This window comes from Paenibacillus medicaginis, from assembly GCF_042138635.1.
GTDB classification, from domain to species: domain Bacteria; phylum Bacillota; class Bacilli; order Paenibacillales; family Paenibacillaceae; genus Paenibacillus; species Paenibacillus medicaginis.
This window is the reverse complement of record NZ_JBHIRY010000040.1, coordinates 1-19,734: the sequence shown is the minus strand read 5'-3', so window position 1 is coordinate 19,734 and position 19,734 is coordinate 1. Positions and strand designations below refer to the sequence as shown.

16 protein-coding genes are annotated in these 19,734 nt (G+C 51.6%); 3 read left to right on the top strand and 13 right to left on the bottom strand.

The window, feature by feature from the left end; genetic code table 11:
* Positions 1–39: 39 nt before the first annotated feature.
* The 3 genes from ACE5LO_RS24895 to ACE5LO_RS24885 all read right to left on the bottom strand — a co-directional run bounded on the left by ACE5LO_RS24895 (position 40) and on the right by ACE5LO_RS24885 (position 3,831).
* On the bottom strand, positions 40–1,233 hold the full coding sequence (locus ACE5LO_RS24895; protein WP_375522627.1) for a TIGR02678 family protein: 1,194 nt from the start codon (positions 1,231–1,233) through the stop codon (positions 40–42).
* Entirely contained in the window at positions 1,234–2,781 is a 1,548-nt protein-coding gene (locus ACE5LO_RS24890) for a TIGR02677 family protein (protein ID WP_375522626.1), read from the bottom strand.
* Positions 2,782–3,255: 474 nt separating this feature from the next.
* Complete coding sequence (locus ACE5LO_RS24885; RefSeq protein WP_375522625.1) at positions 3,256–3,831, bottom strand: Fic family protein; 576 nt, start codon at positions 3,829–3,831, stop codon at positions 3,256–3,258.
* Between the two features lie 289 nt (positions 3,832–4,120).
* Between ACE5LO_RS24885 and ACE5LO_RS24880 the strand changes: the two genes are divergently transcribed.
* Both ACE5LO_RS24880 and ACE5LO_RS24875 read left to right on the top strand, forming a co-directional pair.
* On the top strand, positions 4,121–4,363 hold the full coding sequence (locus ACE5LO_RS24880) for a hypothetical protein (protein WP_375522624.1): 243 nt from the start codon (positions 4,121–4,123) through the stop codon (positions 4,361–4,363).
* A gap of 1 nt (position 4,364) precedes the next feature.
* On the top strand, positions 4,365–4,763 hold the full coding sequence (locus ACE5LO_RS24875; RefSeq protein WP_375522623.1) for a retropepsin-like aspartic protease: 399 nt from the start codon (positions 4,365–4,367) through the stop codon (positions 4,761–4,763).
* A 174-nt stretch (positions 4,764–4,937) separates the two neighbouring features.
* Here the strand turns inward: ACE5LO_RS24875 and ACE5LO_RS24870 are convergent, their stop codons facing one another.
* The 4 genes from ACE5LO_RS24870 to ACE5LO_RS24855 form a co-directional block, all read right to left on the bottom strand.
* The gene (locus ACE5LO_RS24870) at positions 4,938–5,255 is read right to left on the bottom strand and encodes a type II toxin-antitoxin system RelE/ParE family toxin (protein ID WP_375522622.1); all 318 of its coding nucleotides are present in this window, start codon (positions 5,253–5,255) and stop codon (positions 4,938–4,940) included.
* Complete coding sequence (locus ACE5LO_RS24865; RefSeq protein ID WP_375522621.1) at positions 5,233–5,523, bottom strand: type II toxin-antitoxin system Phd/YefM family antitoxin; 291 nt, start codon at positions 5,521–5,523, stop codon at positions 5,233–5,235. Before ACE5LO_RS24865 ends, ACE5LO_RS24870 begins: the two co-directional genes overlap by 23 nt.
* Before the next feature lie 138 nt (positions 5,524–5,661).
* Positions 5,662–5,961 (bottom strand): putative quinol monooxygenase, encoded by a 300-nt coding sequence (locus ACE5LO_RS24860; protein ID WP_375522620.1) that lies wholly within the window; start codon positions 5,959–5,961, stop codon positions 5,662–5,664.
* 140 nt (positions 5,962–6,101) lie between these two features.
* Entirely contained in the window at positions 6,102–7,112 is a 1,011-nt protein-coding gene (locus ACE5LO_RS24855) for an NADP-dependent oxidoreductase (protein WP_375522619.1), read from the bottom strand.
* A gap of 121 nt (positions 7,113–7,233) precedes the next feature.
* Here ACE5LO_RS24855 and ACE5LO_RS24850 point away from each other — a divergent pair, with 121 nt between their 5' ends.
* A complete protein-coding gene (locus ACE5LO_RS24850; RefSeq protein ID WP_375522618.1) occupies positions 7,234–7,803 on the top strand; it encodes a TetR/AcrR family transcriptional regulator in 570 nt (189 codons plus the stop codon).
* 221 nt (positions 7,804–8,024) lie between these two features.
* On the opposite strand, the gene ACE5LO_RS24845 is transcribed toward ACE5LO_RS24850, so the two are convergent.
* From ACE5LO_RS24845 to ACE5LO_RS24820, 6 genes are all read right to left on the bottom strand, one after another.
* Positions 8,025–9,500: a dockerin type I domain-containing protein gene (locus ACE5LO_RS24845; RefSeq protein ID WP_375522617.1), complete on the bottom strand. Its 1,476-nt coding sequence runs from the start codon at positions 9,498–9,500 to the stop codon at positions 8,025–8,027.
* Between the two features lie 138 nt (positions 9,501–9,638).
* Positions 9,639–12,668, bottom strand: a complete 3,030-nt coding sequence (locus ACE5LO_RS24840) for an S-layer homology domain-containing protein (protein WP_375522616.1) — start codon at positions 12,666–12,668, stop codon at positions 9,639–9,641.
* On the bottom strand, positions 12,604–12,999 hold the full coding sequence (locus ACE5LO_RS24835; protein WP_375522615.1) for a cohesin domain-containing protein: 396 nt from the start codon (positions 12,997–12,999) through the stop codon (positions 12,604–12,606). The genes ACE5LO_RS24840 and ACE5LO_RS24835 overlap by 65 nt, the downstream gene beginning before the upstream one ends.
* 4 nt (positions 13,000–13,003) lie before the next feature.
* Complete coding sequence (locus ACE5LO_RS24830; RefSeq protein ID WP_375522614.1) at positions 13,004–14,794, bottom strand: InlB B-repeat-containing protein; 1,791 nt, start codon at positions 14,792–14,794, stop codon at positions 13,004–13,006.
* A 463-nt stretch (positions 14,795–15,257) separates the two neighbouring features.
* Positions 15,258–18,308, bottom strand: a complete 3,051-nt coding sequence (locus tag ACE5LO_RS24825) for an ATP-binding protein (RefSeq protein ID WP_375522613.1) — start codon at positions 18,306–18,308, stop codon at positions 15,258–15,260.
* Positions 18,305–19,465 carry a response regulator gene (locus ACE5LO_RS24820; protein WP_375522612.1) on the bottom strand — a complete coding sequence of 387 codons (1,161 nt, stop codon included), beginning with the start codon at positions 19,463–19,465 and terminating at the stop codon, positions 18,305–18,307. The genes ACE5LO_RS24825 and ACE5LO_RS24820 overlap by 4 nt, the downstream gene beginning before the upstream one ends.
* Between the last annotated feature and the right edge of the window lie 269 nt (positions 19,466–19,734).

Genomic DNA, 19,734 nt, shown 5'->3' with positions numbered 1-19,734 from the left:
GAATATCTCCAAATTTCCCTACCTAGTAATTCGTAATTCCTACAGATCGTACACCGCTTCCCATCTCCCCAGGACAGGAGAGATCAGAAAGCTGTTTTCGTTCTCCCACTCTCCAAGCCCCCACTCCGCCAGATGCTTCATACACAATTGCGCCAAATCCTGCGAAGCAGATTCCCGGTATTCCTTGCTCCAGTACTCTTTATGACTGGACTGTAACCGATACAGCAGCGTCTCCAGCTCAGCCCTCGTCATTCTGACACTTCCATTATCCTCTGTGCTCAGTCCGTTTTCGTCCGTTAATTGCTTGCGTATCTCGCCAGCAACCAGCACCGCCACATCCGATGCAAACGACAACGTTGGAAACAGATCAGCTTCACTGGTCAGCTCCGGATGAAAAAAAATGAGCCCTTCCCGGTACCGTCTGCCCGCCCAGCCCAACGTTTTTTCCAATTGATCAATAATCGTCCTTCTTTGCCAGAGCACATAATTCAAATCGTCCTCATCCCAATGCCGATCCGCGACCACCGGCTCCAGCAGCAGCCGTCGGTACACGCGATGTCTCCATCGCATCGACTGGCCATCCTGTGTATCCGCATACGGAATCGGATCTTCCAGCTCCTCGAGCCGTGAACATTCCGTCAAATCACGCGGAAACCGCCGCAGCACATACCTCGCCGTCGGCGAGCATTCATACAGCACATTACGTTCCCCGTCCTGCGCCCAATTGCTTTCATCTCCGTCCACACTGTACAGCACGCCCAGGGAACGAAGCTTTTTCAACGCTCTGGCCATCGACAAGCGGTCATAATAATTCCGCCAATCCGCATCCATACCCGCACCCAGCATCTGCTCGCGAATTTCCTCCACAATATCTGTCAGCAAAAACTGATCCAGCTCCGTCTTGCCTTCCAAATACCAGAGTCCATAGGTAAAAAATATATAGTCCCGCCGCTCCCGAAACTCCGCGAACCCCATCCATGGAAAAGCCTTTACCGGTGTCTTGTCCAGCTTGGCAATCGTTCTCGTCAAAATGAGCGGAAAACCCGCTTTATCCATAAACCAGTCCCGCAATTCCTTGTAATGATCCCTGATCAAAAAATACAAATCCGGGTCATGCTCCTTCGTGATCCACGGCCGATTCAACAACGCATGCATACAAGCCCGCTTGCGCTCCTGCATAAACTCCGCATTCCGCTCTCTTCTGCTCGCTCTTTTCACCGCTCCGGCAGCCATCTAGGTGTCCTCCCTTTCTTCCCTGGTTGCAGCCGCCTCTTGCCCTGTCTCCATAAGTGTGAAATGAAGCTCATAGTTGGCGATCTCCAGTTCTCCGTCTTCCGCTTGTAACACCGTGCGTTCCAAAGTTCTGGGGTTGCTCATTTGAATGCGGACCCCCTCTGGCGTCACAAAAGAATGCGATGTCCCTGCCGTGATACATCTTCCGATCCATTGCAGCAGCCGCAGCCGTTCTTTGGCCGATATCTCACCCAGCTCCGAAATGCTGACACTGCCCTTCTGCAGCATGGATTCAATCATGGCCCATTCTTCTGCTTGCCGCAGCCGGAAGGCTTCCTTCTCGCGCTGCTTCCGCTCCTCATTATCTTTGACAGGCTCGGATTGGTGACGCTCTCCCCGCTTGCGGCTGCGTGAGCGCAGCGTGCACACCATCGGCCGTTCCTCCCATGAGGACATGTCTGCCCGATCTGAATCGCGCAAGTCTTCTCCCTGCAGGTGCCGGGTCGGGAATAAGCCGAAGGCAAAAGCAGCCAGACGGTGTGCATCGTCCATCGACTCTGCATCAGCAAACCAGCGAGCCAGATGCTCCAGCTCCTTCTTCCGGCTCAAGCCGGAGCGCTTGCGTTCCTGAATGCGAATCGCGCTGCGCACAATACGGGCAATCGCATCCTTCGTCGCCCGCTCCAGCAGTGTCAATTCACTCGGCATGTTCCCTTCTCCCAGGAACCAGCGCCGGATATTCAGCCAGCCCTGACGAAGCTCTTCCAGCAGCGCTTCCTTGTCCGGCACGTCCTCGACACGCGGCTTGTTCAACTCCCCGTCCGCCACACGTTCCAAAAACAGCTCCCGCAGCGTATCATTCAGCTGCAGCAGATTTCCTTCAATTTTATAAGCACTACGTTGAAGCGCCTGCACAAAATTTTGCAAATAATCGGTTAACTTCTCCTTAAAGATCAGAAACGCTTCCGCCACCATCATCTCTTCCGCACGGGCGGTCTGCAGGCTGGCAATATAATCGGCCGCATTCTCATGCAAGCTGACAAAGGACCGATATAACTCGTTCCACAGCTCAAGCGCTGCCTCAGGAGCCATTTCGCCCCCTTCACGGCGGATTTCGAACAATTTTTCCGCGATCGTATCAAACAAGGATGCCTCAAGCGAGCCCCCGAAACCTGTAACTTTCTCCAGTGTTTCCAGCAGTCTTTCAATTTCGATGGAGTAGGGACGCAACGAATATTGCATTTTCTTCTTCAAATACTCCTCAAGCGTCGTCGAACGGCCGCCATCGTGGCGTGCAGCTACGTTCTGCCACTCTACCAGCTGATCCAAATCATGCTGACACATATCGAGCGTATAGTCCGGCCATACCTTCCATGTCACCAGCGCTGCATATACATCCTCCGGCCTGAGCCAGTACCTTAACCTTTTATATTCCTGATAGAAAAAACGCATAATCGCCCGATAACGCACGACATTGTCTACCGTAACATACTTCATTTCAGGTATACTTCGCAGCGACTGCTCCGAAAGCCCCTTGATCAAATCCATGACTGCTCTTCCTCCGTTCGGATTTGTAGGTGAATACTTCTATCATATAGGCCACTGCTATGCTTAGACAAGCGGTAAGCACTAGCAACACGGATTATGGTGGTTTATGTTGCAATTTGTCGTTGTTTTATGAATTAAAGATATGTATCGAAAATGCATGGTACAGCTTTGTCGAAAATTCCATCGATGAATAGCCGTAGACGTTACGTCTACGGCCGGGTCACGCTAATAAAATATGCAATCAACCTATTCCTCGGCTAGCCACAGCCAACAGTGTTCTACAGCGACTGGTCTATACCCGGATGAGACTCTGATTCATGCTTCAATTCCGGAAAGAAATAAGCAACCTTCGTTTCATATCTATCCTGTGCCGACAGACAGGTATCCATCAAATATCCTTTTTCCAAACGGTATTCCTGAAGTCCACGGTAATAAAATAACCTATGCTCATGGTCAATGATAAATGGAAGTATATTATTTTTTCAGACACTCTTTGAACATAATGATCCTGCTTACACGACCATTGCCATCCTGAAAAGGATGAATACTCTCAAACTCATGATGGAAGTCTACAATATCTCCCAGTGATATGCTTGGTTTTTGGTGGTACGAGGCCAACAGTTTGGTCATAGCTCTCGCCACTTCTCCCGGAGCAGTGGTTTTCATGTCTCCTACCACATTGGGCCTGGTCTTATAGTCACCAACCCGGAACCATTCTTTTCTTTCATCGGAGGTGCTTCTTTTTAAAATACGGTGAAACTCCGTGATCATTTCTTCGGACAAATTTTCCCGTGCATGAGTCAACATATAGTCGAAGCAGGAGAAGTGGTTTACCGTCTCAACAATATCGTCAACACTCGCTGTTTCTTCAGGCTCTATATTAATCGTATTGGTTTCAAAAATATATCGGGTCTGCTCCTCTGATAGACGACTGCCTTCAATCCGATTAGAGTTATAGGCAAGCTTAATTTGGGTCTGATGATACAGACCACCCTTAAGTCCCATCTTCATTTCTTCTTGCAAAAGATCCAATAAGATTTGGTGTCCCATTCGCATTTCTCCTAATCATCTCTGAACGATCCATGCATCTTAAAGCTCAAATTCTTCTGACTTGCTGTTATTATTATAGCATTCTCTATTACAAAATATGCAAGAACAAAGAGACCAAAGTTGCCCTTCTTTACGTTGCCGTTGTCCGCGTGATGGATTTTGCCAACCGCCCTGAACTTAATTCTAACGTTCTCCGAGATTATCAAGCTTAAAAGTGCATTTCGTTCAAATGGTAGGTATAATGGATCATGTATGCTTGAACGGAAAATTTCTAGAGGATGTGACCATAATGCAATGGCAAGAGGTTCGTACGATTTATCCCGACCAATACGTCCTACTTGAAATCCTTGATTCCCATTTGGAAGATAACATTCAATACGTTGACGAGGTTGCTCTTGTGCGAGCCATTCAGGACCCCACTGAAGCTACCAAGGAGCTCTTAAAATGCAAAAACAACAATATTGTCTACCATACGGGTCAAGAAAAAATTGCAATCGAGTTGAGAAAATCCGCCCTTTATAGGAGTCGTTAATATGCAAATAAAATATATTGATGATTTGCTGCAGACCTCCATAACCATCCGCTATAAAGGACATAACCTGACAATCGATCGCTTAGTCATTGATACTGGAGCGGCGCACACCCTTCTCTCTTCTGATATCGTAGCGCAAATTGGAATTCATTATGAAAATGGAGATAGACTTGTGCGCAGCTTTGGAATCGGCGGTGAAGAATACTCATTCCGTAAACAAATCGAACAAGTCCAACTTGGGGGCTTTATCATGAATAATCCTTTCATTGATTTTGGCGTTCTTCACGAAAATATTGATCACATTAACGGCCTCATCGGTTTGGATATTCTTAAAAGAGGCAACATGATCATTAACCTGCACCGGATGGAGATGCATCCGACATTTTCACACCACGATTAATCAAGGGCATGACACGCTAACGCCCTACTTTCTCACACACAAAAAACTATACGGAAATTAGCGAGTGATTTTCGAAGTCGAGCCGATGTGTTCCAGGCACTTTGGAAGGGGGGCTCCTGGAACAGCAAAATAGACGCTGATTCGCTCAGCGCCTTCTCCCGATTTATAGAGTTGCTATCGTACCAACCAGCGATAATCCTGCCTGCAATCTACAATGTGATCCACATACACCATCTCATCCTGTATCTGATACAACACCAGATACCATTTCTCCACAAACATCTTGTGATACTTGTTTGGAGTTATGAACTCTGCATCCAGAAAAGGATAGCGTTCCGGCATCCGTGCCAATGAGCGCATCGGCTGAAGCAATTCGTTCTTCGTATTGCGTGCAGCTTCAGGGCTCTTCTCGGCAAGAAAGCGTATATGACTCGCCAGCATTTGACGGGCTCGATCGGAAACGACTACCTTATATTGAGGTGCTTTTTCCATGCTCGGCCTCATCAATAATGCCATCCAAATACGTATCCAGTTCGTCCAGCGTTATGCCAGCGCGTCCCGCTATGCGATCCTCTTGAACAGCCAGCAATTCTTCACGCAGCTTCAGCATCTTCTCACGGCGGGAGAATGCTTCCAGGTCCATCACTACGAGATCTCCTTCACCGTTCTTCGTCAAGTAAACCGGCTCCCCGGAAGTTTTACATAAATCAGCGATTTCATTATAGTTTTGCCGAATACTGGCCGACGGCTTAATTATCATTATGCCCAACCCCTTGCATAGCCATATTTTAATCTTATTATACCCATTTTGTGCTATGCATTCAATGTACTTCAGTATTCCCAAGTTGGGTTTATATTTTCGGATAAATAGTCTTTGAGAGTAAGCGACAAACCTCTTTTACTCCATGAACGAGCGTTCATTCGAGGCATCGTATTTTAGAACGTCGATTTCCATCCTGTTTCCCCACTTCTGTAAAAACGGCGCCGTCTTCTGCGCTTCAAGATGGGCCGTCAGTGATTCTTGATCTTGCCACCGCTCGACGATCAGCATGCGTCCAGCGCGCGCATCTTCCCAGGCAACGGCATAAAAGAGGCACCCCTTTTCAGCTCTCGTGCTCGAAGCAACAGCCTGAACATCTGCAGTGAACTCATTCACATCAGACGGATTCAGATGAAGGTAACCTATGAGTACAATCATTCTTGTTCATCCTTTTTTGTTTGATTAAATTGGAAAACTTCTTCAAAGCTCATTCGTGGTCCTCGCTCATCGGCTCGTGGAACGTCGCAAGGTTTTGCAACGTTCCACGAGAAGTGCGATGATCATTCGAGCTGTCGTCCTCACACGACAGTAAGCACGATCTTGCCTTGGATATGCCCATGGGCGGCTCGTTCGTGCGCCTTGCGAGCATCGGCAAGTGGAAACGTGCTGTCGATGGCGACACGAACCGTCCCGGCATCAAGCAAGCGCCCGAATTCCGCCAGCTGCAAGCCGTTCGAGCGTACCTGGGTCATCGAGACCGTGACGCCCAGCTTCGCGGCCTCCTCGGCGTTGGAAAAGCCTAAGAACACCGGGAACAAAGCGCCGCCACGGTTGAGCGTGCGCAAGAAACGACCGGTGGTAGGACCACCGAGGGTATCGAGGACGAGATCAACGTCATGCACGACGTCCTCGGGGGAGCTCTTGGTGTAGTCGATGAATTCATCGGCACCGAGCTCGCGCAGGAACGACTCATGCTTGCCTGATGCCACCGCGATGACATGCGCCCCCTTCCATTTAGCCAGTTGCACGGCTAAGTGCCCCACGCCGCCCGCGGCACCGTTAACGAGCACCGTCTTGCCGTTAAGTGGCACCGGGCGATGCATCTCCGGTTGAAGCGGGTTCGGTTCATTGTGCCCCAGCTCAATCAGGAACTGCCACGCGGTGAGGCCTGCCATCGGCGCCGCTGCAGCTTGTACGTGATCGATGCCAGCTGGCTTGAGTGCAAGGTCTGACGCTGGCGCGGCGACGTACTCCGCATAAGCAGCGCTCTCCCCCATGCTCGGAAAGCGAACCATGCCGAACACTTCATCACCGACGGAGAAGCCCTGCACATCCGTGGCTACCGCCTCGACGACGCCCGATACGTCCGACCCCAGAATGACAGGAAAGGGTACGTGCGGCTGCCACTCAGGTGGAAGCGACTTATACCCGTCGCGCAGGTACCAGTCAGGGGGATTGATGCCAACCGCGTGCACACGGACAAGCACCTCACCCGGTTTCAGTTCGGGAAGCGGTGCCTCCTCGTAACGCAGTACCTCAGGTCCGCCAAATTCGTGCTGCCGAATCGCCTTCATTGTGTTTGTAGACATTTATCGTTTTCTCCTTTCACGCAGATGTGTTATTCTAACTAGAGCAGTGCTCCACATAATCGGATCACTGTTCCGTTTATAAATATACGGAGCACAGCTCCGTTTGTCAAGGAGGAAACATATGCGAGCCGACGCGAAGAAAAACTATGATCATATCCTCGCAGTCGCGAGCGTCGTTGTAACCGAACACGGCACCGATGCATCGCTGCGCGAAATCGCTCGCAGGGCTGGTGTCGGGCTTGGCACATTGTATCGTCATTTCCCGACGAGAGAGGCACTGCTCGAAGCTTTGCTCCGCGCAAGCTTCGACGAGTTTACGACAAAGGCACGTGAGCTCGAAACTGCGAGTTCACCTGCTGATGCACTCGTGTCGTGGCTACGCGACATCGTTGCATTCACGGGCAACTATCAAGGTGTTGTGGATGTGATGATGGCAGCCAAGGAAGATCCGGAGTCCGCACTCCACGCTTCATGCATCACGATGCGCACGGCAGGCACGCGGCTTCTCACTCGCGCTCAGGCCGAGGGTCTGGCGCGTACCGACATGGATGGTGATGACCTGTTCTCGCTAGCTGCTGCGCTTGCCTGGCTCAGCAACCAGCCCTCGTCCGCACCACGAGCTGAGTATCTCTTCAGTATTATCGCGGGCGCGATTTTGACGAATCAAAAGAGCAGCGATTTCAGGGCGTAACTGCTATCCTAGAGCAGGTCGCACGCGTGGCGGGGGTCGGCAGCGGCACTCTCTACCGCCACTTCCCGACGCGCAACGCACGGGTCGAGGCGATGTATCGAGTGGAGACCAATACATTGATGGATGCGGCCGCACAACTGATGATGGAACAGGAGCCGATGGCGGCGCTCCGCAAACGGCTCCTGCTATCCTTTGATGCCCTGTCCTCTCCTTTGAACCGCTTATCTCTTTCCTGTGAACATCGCCAAAATCGCCTGCACATCTGCTTCATTCACGACTCCGTCACTATTGACGTCCGCCGCCTCCAGCTCCGCTGGCCCGAATTCGAATCCAATATCCTCGCCCCTCAGATACTTCTTCAGCAAAAGCGCATCCGCCGGGGACACACCATCCTTGCCATTGATATCTCCCTTGACGATCTGCCTGTAGTACGCCGTATAGGTGGTCGCCTCCGTAACAACGGTTGCCCTCAGCTTTTCGCTGCTCAGCTGCGTCACACCTCCATCGCTGCTCCAGCCCGTGAAGCGGTAGCCGCTATCCGGCGCGACATTCGGCACCGCGACCGGGAAGCCTCCGACCTCCACCATCTCGCTATCGACGCTAATCGTCCCGTGGCCGCCAGACATATAGCTCACCTTTACCTCAGGGGTACTGACAACTACTTGGTAAAGGCCATTATTACCGCCGACAAGCAGCTTTCCATTGCCATATGCCATTGCGCCAAAATAAGTAGAAGTATTCTCGCTGTCTGCGACAACGATGGTTGACCAGGTTGCCCCGTCATCAGATGACATAAACACCGTTCCATCCATGCGCAAACTATACACATTATTTTTTTCATCAACAGCTACAGCACGGTAATTGCTGCCGGAGGGCAACAATCTGGTTACCGTAGTCCCTTTCAACTTCCATACACCATTTACTCCGGAAATATAAGTTGTTCCTCCAACCTGCACAAGATCGGATATGGCTGACGCGGAATCCAGCGCCAGCTTTCTCCATACATTCCCACCATCCGTACTGTAAACCACATTTCCTGTATCATCAGCTAATATGAATCTATTGTTAACACCATCATATACTGCATTTTCAAAACGAGAGCCATTGGTGATATTACTGCTACTGGTCCATACTTTCTCCTCAATTCCATTGGAGGAGGAAGATTGCTGGTAAATAACATTGCTGTTACCAATCCCTATCACATAATGGCTTCCGTCGGTAGCAATGGGCCCCAGCAGCAAGCTGCCAGTGGGAAAAGAGGATTGTGTCCAACTAGAACTGTTATTAGATGTACTATTCATGTAGCCCAAAAATGAAGAATTGGTGTAATTCAGCATATCATCAGTCTGAGTATAACCTGTCGCATAGACTCTGCCACCAATGAAGGAGAGTGAATGCAAGTTAAATGTTGTGCTTGAACCAAAGGTATCTGAGCCAATGATTTTAGTCCATGTTTTTAAATCCGCCGATTGGTGCGCAAGATTTCTGCCAAACAACTGCGACTTGTAATAAAAGGTTCCGTCATTGTAATAGAGCTTCATTGCAGTACCCAAACCGCCTTTGAGCAGCTTGTATTTATACTGCGGCGACGCTGTTGAATTATCTGCCTGCACCTCAATCTTGGGAGATAAAAAGCTATTGAGCACGATCAAGATCAGTGCCAGATATAGAGTGAATCTTCCTGCTTTTCTGAGCATAATTCTCTTCATTCTCCTCTCTGGAATTTGAAAGCAATACACGCCGTTTGTGCATGTGTATGAATCCCCTCTTTGCAAAAACAACACAGGGACGAATAACGCCCCTGTGTACATCACCTTTTGAGACAGCCTCCTTACTCAAATCAACCCGGATTGCTGCAGCAGCCTATGAATAATCGCCGCTACCTCTGCACGGGTCATGTGCTGCTTCGGCGCCAGTGCAGTAGCGCTGCGACCGGATACGATACCAGCCTGCACGCTGTCCGCTACCCCGCTTTGCGCCCATGCGGCCACCTCTGACGCATCCTGGAAGGAGCGGAGTACAGCGGCTGCAGATGCAGCCGACTGCTTGTCCTTCAGTCCGGTCGTCTTCATCGCTTGGGCGAGCATCACCATCGCCTGCTCGCGTGTAATCTTGTCATTCGGACGGAAGGTTCCGTCATCATATCCGCCGATCAACTGGTAGGCATAAGCCGTGTTGACCGCCTGGCTGTACCAAGCCGATGACTTCACGTCCTGGAAGACGGGTTCTCCTTGCTCCGGTGCCAGCCCCAATCCCCGCACCAGAATGGCGGCGAACTCCGCACGAGTGATATCGCGGTCCGGGCTGAACTGGCCGCGGCCCGTTCCTTCAATGACCATCCGCGACCCCATGTCGTTCACAGCCGCCTTCGACCAATGAGCCGACACATCCTGGAACGCTGCCGGATTCCATACTACGGCATACGTGCTGTTCGTCAGGCTGTTGATTTGCGCGTAGTAGGTCTCGCCAAGCTTCACGACCTTGGTCGGTACATGTCGAACAGCTCCGGCCGGGTCAACCACGACACCAGTCGTAATCTTGTTCGGATCGACTCCGCTCGGCAGCACAATGCTGCGCTCTACATAGTCGTTGAACTTCGACACTTCAACCGTGGTATCTCCGTATACGGCGCTGATCGTAAAATCAAGCGGCGGCACGGCAAGAGTGAACGAGCCGTTCGCAGCAGCGCTCTCCACCACCTGGAGCTTATCCGTTGTCGCTGCAGCAATCTCGATGCGCACCTTGATATCTTCCAGAGCGACCGATTTGCCCACCTTGTCCGCGATCGCGTCAATTTGAATTTGCTGTGCTGGGAGCCTGTAGGTCGCTTGGTCTGTCTTGAGCTCCACAACCGCTTGCTTGCTCTCCATGCTTTTCACCATTTGCCCGTTCAATTCGCCAATGACCACATCGGATGCTCCGCTGACCGGAATCGTGACCACAGCGCCTTGACCTTCAGCCGCCAGCTTCTCCTCCAGCTTTTGCTGGTCCACATAAATGGTGATCACCTTCTGGCTGCCTCGCTCACTTGTGGCAGACGTCCCCGCCTGTTCAACCTTGCCGTTCACCAGAATGTTCACACCACTGGTGGTCTGAGGTGTCGTAGCCGTTGTGGCTGAAGGCAGACCGCTGCCACCGCCTGAACTGCTGCCACTGCTGTTGCCGCCACTGCTGTTACCACCGCTGGAAGAGGCTCTTGGCACAACGGCGTTGGATGCGGCAGAGGCAGCAGAGGCACCTACCTCATTAATCGCCTTCACAGTAAAGGTGTAGCTTGTACCGTTGCTTAATCCCGTCACGACGATTGGGCTGGACGTTCCCGCCGCTACCGCGCCTCCCGGCTCAGCCGTCACCTCATATCCGGTAATCGCGCTGCCGCCGTTATCGCTTGGCGCTGTGAAGCTGACCGTAGCCCGCCCATTCCCCGCAACGGCTGTCACATTCACGGGCGCTCCCGGAACGGTCGCAGAAGCTGCGGTGTCCGGTGTTGCGGCGGCTTGCTTCGAGGCGCCACTCAAGCCTAATGAATTGCCCGCCTTCACGATAAAGTAGTAGGTCGTACCGTTGGTCAGACCTTGCACGCGATAGGTCGAATCCGTCACACTGGCAACGTGGGAGTCACTGAAGGAGCCGGCATTCGTGGACATATAGATGTTGTAATAGGTCGCTCCCGTTACCGTATTCCAGTTCAAGTCCACCCGCCCGTCTCCTCCGTTTGCTGTCAGCCCTTGAGGAGCATCAGGCACACCAGGCTCGCCTGGATCAGGAATCGTCGGCAGGACCACGAATGTTGCTGTGCCTTGCTTGCTGGTATCCGCCGTTGAAATGGCTGTAATGGTATACACTCCCGGAGCCGCATCTGTTGCCACGGTGACATAGCCTGTATTGTCTATGGATACCTTGCCGCTCGTGTCGCTGATGGACCAGGTCACCGTCTCAACCGCGCCCCCTGATGCATCGACCGTAGCTGTGAACTGCTCGCTCCCCCCGGGTTGCACATTAATATTGGAAGGACTTACGCTGACACTGTGGACGACTGCTCCCGGGCTGATTGTAACTTTCCCTGGCGTAAGAGTCTTGTCCATCTCAACCGCAGACGGATCTGTTACAGAAAAATAATTCAGATCAGCCGTCTGTACGGTCAGCTCCTTGTCTCCCGTTGCCGCTCCACTCTTGATGAGGAAGGTCACCGTGAACAGCTTGTCTCCTGCCGCAATCGGCGTATCTCCTCCGTCACTGTCCGCCCAGGCCGTCCTCAGCCAGCCTGCTGTATTATTGTAGTTGGAGTCGAAATAATCGCCCGCTTCATTCACGATATCCGTCACTTCCAGCGCTGCGGGATCAAAATCAATCTGCATTCCGTAGGAGCCGATACCATCCGTCGCGCTGGCTGCCGTAACCGGCACCTGTACCGTCGCTCCCGGAGCCCCTGGCACGCTGCCAATGCTGATTACTGCGGCATGCCGCAGCCATTTGGCATATAACGTCGTATTCGCCGTGACCACTGTTGAAGAGAAATCCCATGCAGCAGTCCCTTCCGGGTCCATGTACCAGCCCGCGAAGCGGTAGCCCGCCCTCTTCGGCGCAGCCGGCTCGCTAATTGCAGTGCCGCTGGTCAAGCCCCCGACGCTGGCCACCGCACTTCCGCCTTGCGAGTCGAAGGTCACGGTATATTGCGGAGCCTTGACGGTAATGGTGCCATCTATGCCGTAGGAGGAGGCTGCAGGCTCCTCTTCCTCATAGAGCTCATGCCGGGTGAGACTCACTGTTGAATTTCCAGGCTGTGCGCCGGCCTTGATTTTAAAGTGGAGCGTAGCTACCTTGGTTTTTTCGGATACATATGAATACGGAATGATCGCATTCAACTGGACAGTTCCCGCAGTGCCTGTAATCTACGGTGTAGCTATCCTGATCCGTTACATTTAAATCCTTCGCCGCTGACACCAGCTCCAGGACCTGTGCATCATAGCTGAGTGAAATATTGTATTGATAAATCAAGATATCAGGTGTGACATACACCGCCACACTCGCCATATCTCCCGGATAACCCCCCGCATCCGTCACCTCAACTGAATCCACAGGTGAGGTATCGGCTTGGACAACCGGACTGATCGACAACACCATACTGACCACCAGCAATATCGACATCAGTCTTCTCCAGCCGGCTGCTTGCTTCTTCATCGCATATTTATACATTCTTTCATCCCTTTCCCGTGACCATTGCTAAAATTGCCCTGACATCATTTTGATCCAGAACACCATCGCCATTGATGTCCGCCGCCTCCAGTTCGGCCGGTCCGAACCCACCGCTGCCATCCTTCAGATAGCTCAATAGCAGCAGCGCGTCCGCTGAAGTCACGCCACCTTCGCCGTTAATATCTCCCTTGACAATGCGGGCGAAATACGCCGTATACGTGACCGGCTCGGTAATGACGGTAGTTGTCAGCCTGTCGCTCTTCAGCAGCGTCACGCCCCCATCGCTGCTCCAGCCCGTGAAGCGGTAGCCGCTGTCCGGCGTAACGCTTGGTACCGCAGCCGGATGACCGCCAATCGCAACCGTCTCGCTCGCTGCGCTAATCTTTCCGTGTTCACCTGGCGTATAGCTCACCACCACGTTCGAAGATGTCCACTTCGCATACAGCGTGATATTGGAATTCCCGATCGTAAAGGTGTCTCCTCCCGTATAATCCGTCCCGCTGCCATCTGCAGCAGTGTTCCAGCCGGCAAAGGCATAGCCAGGTCTCTCCAGGTTCCCTGTATTGCCTACTACCGTCACGTTGGCCTGATCATCATACCAATGACTGTCCACGGGCGCGCTGCCAGCGGATGCGCCATTGCCGTCGTAGGACACCTTGCTGGCTTTGCCAAATTTCATCACCGTTATTTTTTGACCGTATAGACTATCCTGATAAGCAAGGTAAGGAGTACCCTGATCTATCGCAAGCGAGGTTTCATTGATCAGCCCTTCTGAAAATCCCGCATCCCCCACCCATTCCCATACGCCATCCTTGTTGTATTTCATCACAGTAGCTTTTGCAGAATTGGCATTGTCACGGAAAGCCACAAAAGGCGTGCCCTCCTCATCAAAAGCCAGTGATATGAAATGAGCAAAGCCGGGTGTAAAGCCCTCATTCCCTACAGGGACCCAGCCATCCGGCTCATGATATGTAATGACGGTTGCCTTGAGTCCATGATTTTTGTCCCCGTAAGCGAGGTAAGGCTGGCCATTATACACTGCAAATGAAGGCAGGTCATTGCCATTGTTGTTAAAATTCTCTGATCCTAATTGCTTCCAGTTCGTGGTTTCCGTATATTTCATGACGACAGTCTTGTAGCCGTTAAAATTAAATTGATAGGCGAGATAGGGAATACCATTATCCACCTCCAAAAATATATCCGAAGCGCCGTCTTCAGCGTATATGGTGCTGCCCACGAACTTCCAATTGCCATCAGCCTGATCAAGCTTCATAACGAACACCTTGAAATTGTTTGTAAAAGCGATATAAAATGTGCCGTTCTGATCTATTGCGAGCGCAGGAGAATAGCCCATTGGCGGTAAGGAATCCGGATTCCCGACAGGTGTCCACCCGTTCCCCTCGCTATACATCATGACGGTTGCCCTGCCATCATGTGCCGAATCAGGATAGACAATATAGGGCACCCCGTTACGGACCAGGATCGGGGTAGTGTAGGCGATCTGCTGTGTGAGCCCGGTGTCGTCAAGTGACTTCCAGCCATCCGTATTCGTGTACTTCATGACATTTAATCTGCCGTTGTTGGTTGAATCCTGAAAAGTCACATAGGGCGTCCCATTCTCCACCGCCAGCTTGGGGTTATTCATATATCCGCCCGAGAAGCCTGCGCGGCCTACCGTCGTCCATTTCCCAGACGCTGCATAGGCGCGGTCTGCCTTCCATGTCTGGAATCCGGACATATAGCCAAGCATCAGTACACAAACTAATAGAATTTTTAAGTTTGCTCTTCTGTTCATTCCTCTCTTCCTTCCTTCTGTTGATCCATGGAAGTATCAGTCATATTCAATCTCCTCTCGCTCCTCCGAATCTGCAATTTTCACAACGCTTAATACTTTAGTCCCATGTCCTACAACCTAGAATAAAAAATCACACCTTAAAAAAACCTTAAAAACGACATACCTCTACAGCAGCAGGCTGTTACCAAGATGCATAAAACCGAAGTTACACGAACAACACCCTTATTCAGCAGAAATTTTCTTATAAAACACAAAAAAAACAGGCCCCATCATCCAGCGATGAGAGCCTGTTATACCCTATAACTTATGCCATTTAACTCAAAATATCTCCAAAGGAGCATATTCGTTCCATATGACCAGATCAATTCCAGAGGAGCAAGCAGTCCAGAGCAACTAAACAGCTTGAACGTCAGGGGAATTAAGGAAACCTGGGCGACTTCAGTGTCAGAGAGCTCAGGCGTTGTTAGAGCGGTGAATCAGGGATGCGGACGGTGACCTTCGTTCCATGTCCCGGCTCGCTCTCCAGCTCCAGCGAGACGCCATATTCATAGGTCAACCGCTTGTTAATATTCAATAAACCGACCCCTCGCGGCTCATCTGTCCCGGCTCGTTCGAGCAGGGTTTTCAACCGCTCCGGCGCAATTCCAACGCCGTCGTCGGCCACGACAAATCGCCACTGCCCTTCCGACTCATTAGCTGTTAAAGTGACTGTGCCGCCCTCAAGACGGTCTCCGATGCCGTGCCGAATCGCATTCTCTACCAGCGGCTGCAGCAGCAGCGGCGGAATTCGCAGGTCAAATGCCGGCTCCGCGATGTCGAATTCAAAACGGATACGATCTTTAAAGCGAGCTTGCTCAATACTGACATATGTTTGGATAAGATGAAACTCCTCTGTGAAGGCGATTCTCGCCTCCGTATTGCTGAACCGAAAGCTGCCACGCAGGTAATCGGCCAGATCGACAATCATATTCCGCGCACGTTCCACATCCGTGTAGCTTGATGCTATGATACTATTCAACACATTGAACAGAAAATGCGGCTTGATCTGCGATTGCAGAAACGCCACCTCCAGATGGACCGCCCGGCTGAGTGACTCCTTCATGGCCAGCAGGCTGCCGATTCTTGCCTTGAGCTCCTCAAGATCAAATGGCTTCGCCAAGTAATCGTTCGCCCCTGCCTGGAAGGCTGCCACCTTGTCCTGCGGTTGAATAGCCGCCGTCACCATCAGTACGGGCAGCTCCAGCAGCGAGTATCGTTCGCGAATTTCCTGGCACACCTCATAACCCGACATGCCCGGCATCATCAGATCAAGAATGGCAAGATCAATCTTGCCCGCCTGCTGGATCTGCTCCAGCGCCTCGTACCCGTTCCTGACTGCGATCACACGATAGTCGAGGACTTGAAGTGCGTCAATCAACACCCTCAGATTCTCGTATTGATCATCGGCGATGAGCACGGTGTGCTTGCCGTCGCGATTCGCATAATAAGGTGTAACGAAGGAATATTCCATTGGCTTGGGCGAGACCTCGGTATTAGGCGGGGGCAAGGCCGCTTCACTGCTCTGATCCACGGCGGGCAGCGTAATCGTAAATGTCGAGCCAACCCCGGGTATGGAAGAGGCCGTAAGCGTACCCTGTTGCAGCTCTACCAATTGCCTGGCGATAGACAGACCTAATCCAAAGCCGTTTCGCTGAGCCCCGCCAAGTGATTTGAACGGTTCAAAGATAAGCGCAAGGTCTTGCGGTTCGATGCCTCTTCCTGAATCCTGCACCGCAATTTCGAGCTTGCCGCCTCGTTCAGTCCCCGTTACGATGATACTCCCGTTCTCGGTGTGCTTGATCGCATTATCCAGCAAATTACCGATGACTTGACTCAGCCGGTTCTCATCCGCCAGCACAGAAGGCAAATGCGCAGAGACAAGGTTCACCAGTTGAATATGGCGTTCGGCAGCCAGGTAGGAATAGAAGCGTACCTGCATCTCCGCCACCGAACGAACATCGATCGGCGCCGGAGCGATCCGCAGCTCGCCCTGCCTCAGCTTGGACAAGTCCAGAATATCGTATACCAGCTGCGAAAGCCTCCTCGTTATGTCGGTCATCAACTGCAGCTTTTCCCGCTGCTCGGCAGTTGGCGGCTGAGCAGCATCATTCAGCATGGATCGTGAAATATTCATGACGACATGAAGCGGCGTCTTGAACTCATGCGAGGTTCGCGCCAGAAAATCATCCTTCAATTTGTCCGCTTGCAGCAGTTGCCCGGACAGCTCTTCGATTTTGTGAAAAGCGTTCGAGAACCGCAGCGACATCAGCAAGGCCAGCATCAGCAGCACAAGAAAAGGCTCGACCGGAGGAAGTCCATAGATCGGTACTCCGAAGTAGATGTTCATATTCTGCTTAAGCGCCGTTACATTCAGGGCCATTGCCGCCACGGCCAAATACCGGCTGCCCGCGACTTTATGGAGAGCCGCCAATACAAATACATACGTGGCGTACAGCAACGAGAAAGTGACGTAGTACGTGGTCAATGGGCGAAACGATCCTGTCGAGAGCTGGGTCGGGAACCCAACATTCAGCAGAACAAGCATGACACCGAAGATAAGGCTGCCTCGGACGAGCCATTTGAAGCAGTAGGGCCGGAAGGCGGTATGGACATAAAGGAAGAATCCAAAGCCAACACCAACCGCCGACACCGCCTGGATACGAAAATACAGCCAGAACGGCAGCTGACCCACCACCTCGAACAATACTCTTTCGCCGCTAACGCTTGTGAATAAAGCGATACACACGCACACCATGCCAAATACGACAAGCGAACGATCATTTCTGCGCTGTGAATATAATCCGATAAAGTACAACCCCATAATCAGAAAGGCCGTTAACGTGATCCAATCATGAGCCGTTGCCCGATCACGCAGCATGACAATTTGCCCGGCTTGGCCTAAGATTATAGATTCGATGATTCCGCTGCTTGCGCGAAACTCATAGTTGGCCACCTGAAGCAAAATCTCATTCCAGCCTGGCTGCAGCATAAAGTAGCTGACATAAGGCTTGTTCAAGGCTGTATAATGCTGCTTCTCAGCCGGGCTTCCACTTGATCCGGCCTCTCGGCCATTGACGATCAGACGATTGGATATGGGGATAGACGCCGTTTTCAACCCATACACCGCAGCTGCGTCTGCATCGTCGATTTTGATGCGCAAGCGATAGGTCGCCGCGCCATTCACAGGCATCAGCTTTGACCATGATCCCGGTACCCGAATTATCACAGGTTTTAATTCTTCATCAGCGTCAGCAGAGACATCCCGATGGGTTAACAGCTTGTCCGAATACAGCTCCCACTCACCGTCCAGCGGGATGACGCCATCCTCTGCGAATTCCCAGGAAGTCAGATCCACCGCTCCGCTCACCGCGATGGGCGCCTGCTTCTTATGTAAGGAGAAATAAGTAAGCAAAATCCCGTAGGTTGCAATTAACATAGATAGCGTGATAAGCGCCGCCGCAGCTTTTTTTCTCATGGTGCTTGCCACTGCGTCTTGCCTTTCATTTGCTGGATTAGCCGTGACGTCTCTTCCTCCAGCTCAGACCCCAACTGATGGCGCACCGCTTCTTCCAGTTGCAAGCCGATACGATACGCCTCATGGCGATGGCCCACCTCCAGATGCAGCCGGATCAGCTCACGTCCATCCTGCTCTGAATCGGGAAGGATAGCCAGAATGCGCTGCAGACTATCCACTGCCAGCGCAGCCTGGCCCTGTCGGCGAAAATGCGCGTGCCATTGGCGAAGGGCACGGATATAACCCGTTGTGATCTCCATCTGCCTCGCTTCCGCCCATCTGAAGTCACAAGCCTCCATATATTCACCTTTATACATCAGGTTCATATGGTCGTATTGCCGCACGTCCATCTTCTCTTTGCCCCACGTGCTGCCCAGCCATGTGCCTATCAATTCCTCAAATTCATGCACATCAATGGTCATCCCGTCCCATTCCGCCATGAAGCCCTGATCGGCCTTATGTATACGGATCGGAATATGATTTTCTGTCAGGCTTCTCCTTAAATAGGACAAGCATGTGTACAAATACGTCTTCGCCTTGTTCAGATCGTACCCCGGCCAGATCGCCTCCAGGATCGACGCGGTACTCGAGGATTTTCCTGCATAATGAATCAGATACGCGCAAAGCTCCTTTTCCTTCTTCGTTTTCCAGGACAATACCCTGTTCCCGTTACCCATGAGCTGAATTTGGAATCCTCCCAAACATTGAATGGCAGGTGAAGGGCTCTCGTTCCGGCTAGCTTGAAATGCGGCGTGGGATATAGATTGTTGAATGCGGGCGACCGCGTTCTGCAACCTGTCCATCGTAAAGGGCTTCAGCAGATAATCGATCGATTGAATTTCAAACGCTTCAACCGCGTATTCCGCATAAGCTGTTGTAAAAATGATCGGCATTTGCGGAATCATACGCCTGATTGCTCTCGCCGCATCCATTCCGTTCATGCCCGGCATCTGATGATCCAGGAACACCGCATCGACAGGAGATTGGCCCAAGGCTTCAATCGCCTGAGCCGGATTAATATGCCTTCCAACAACCTGCACATTCCCTATCTGTCCGAGCAAAATTTCCAACAAATCCAGCGCATCTTCTTCATCATCAATAAGCATCACACGAATCATTTGGACTTGTCTCCTTAACACCTTATAAATAAACCATATTTCCGGCAAAATTACCGATTCCACGTGTACCGTATACGTTCTTATATCGGGTGTCAGCATATATTTTTTCATATTAAAAATGGAAACCCGCAAACCGGATCAACATTACAAACCGCTGTTGCAAGTTGTGCACCTAGCGACAACCTTGAGAAGAAATCGGATAGGAGGCTATCCATTAGTTGGATAGCCGACCTTCCACACCACCGTACGTACCGTTCGGTATACGGCGG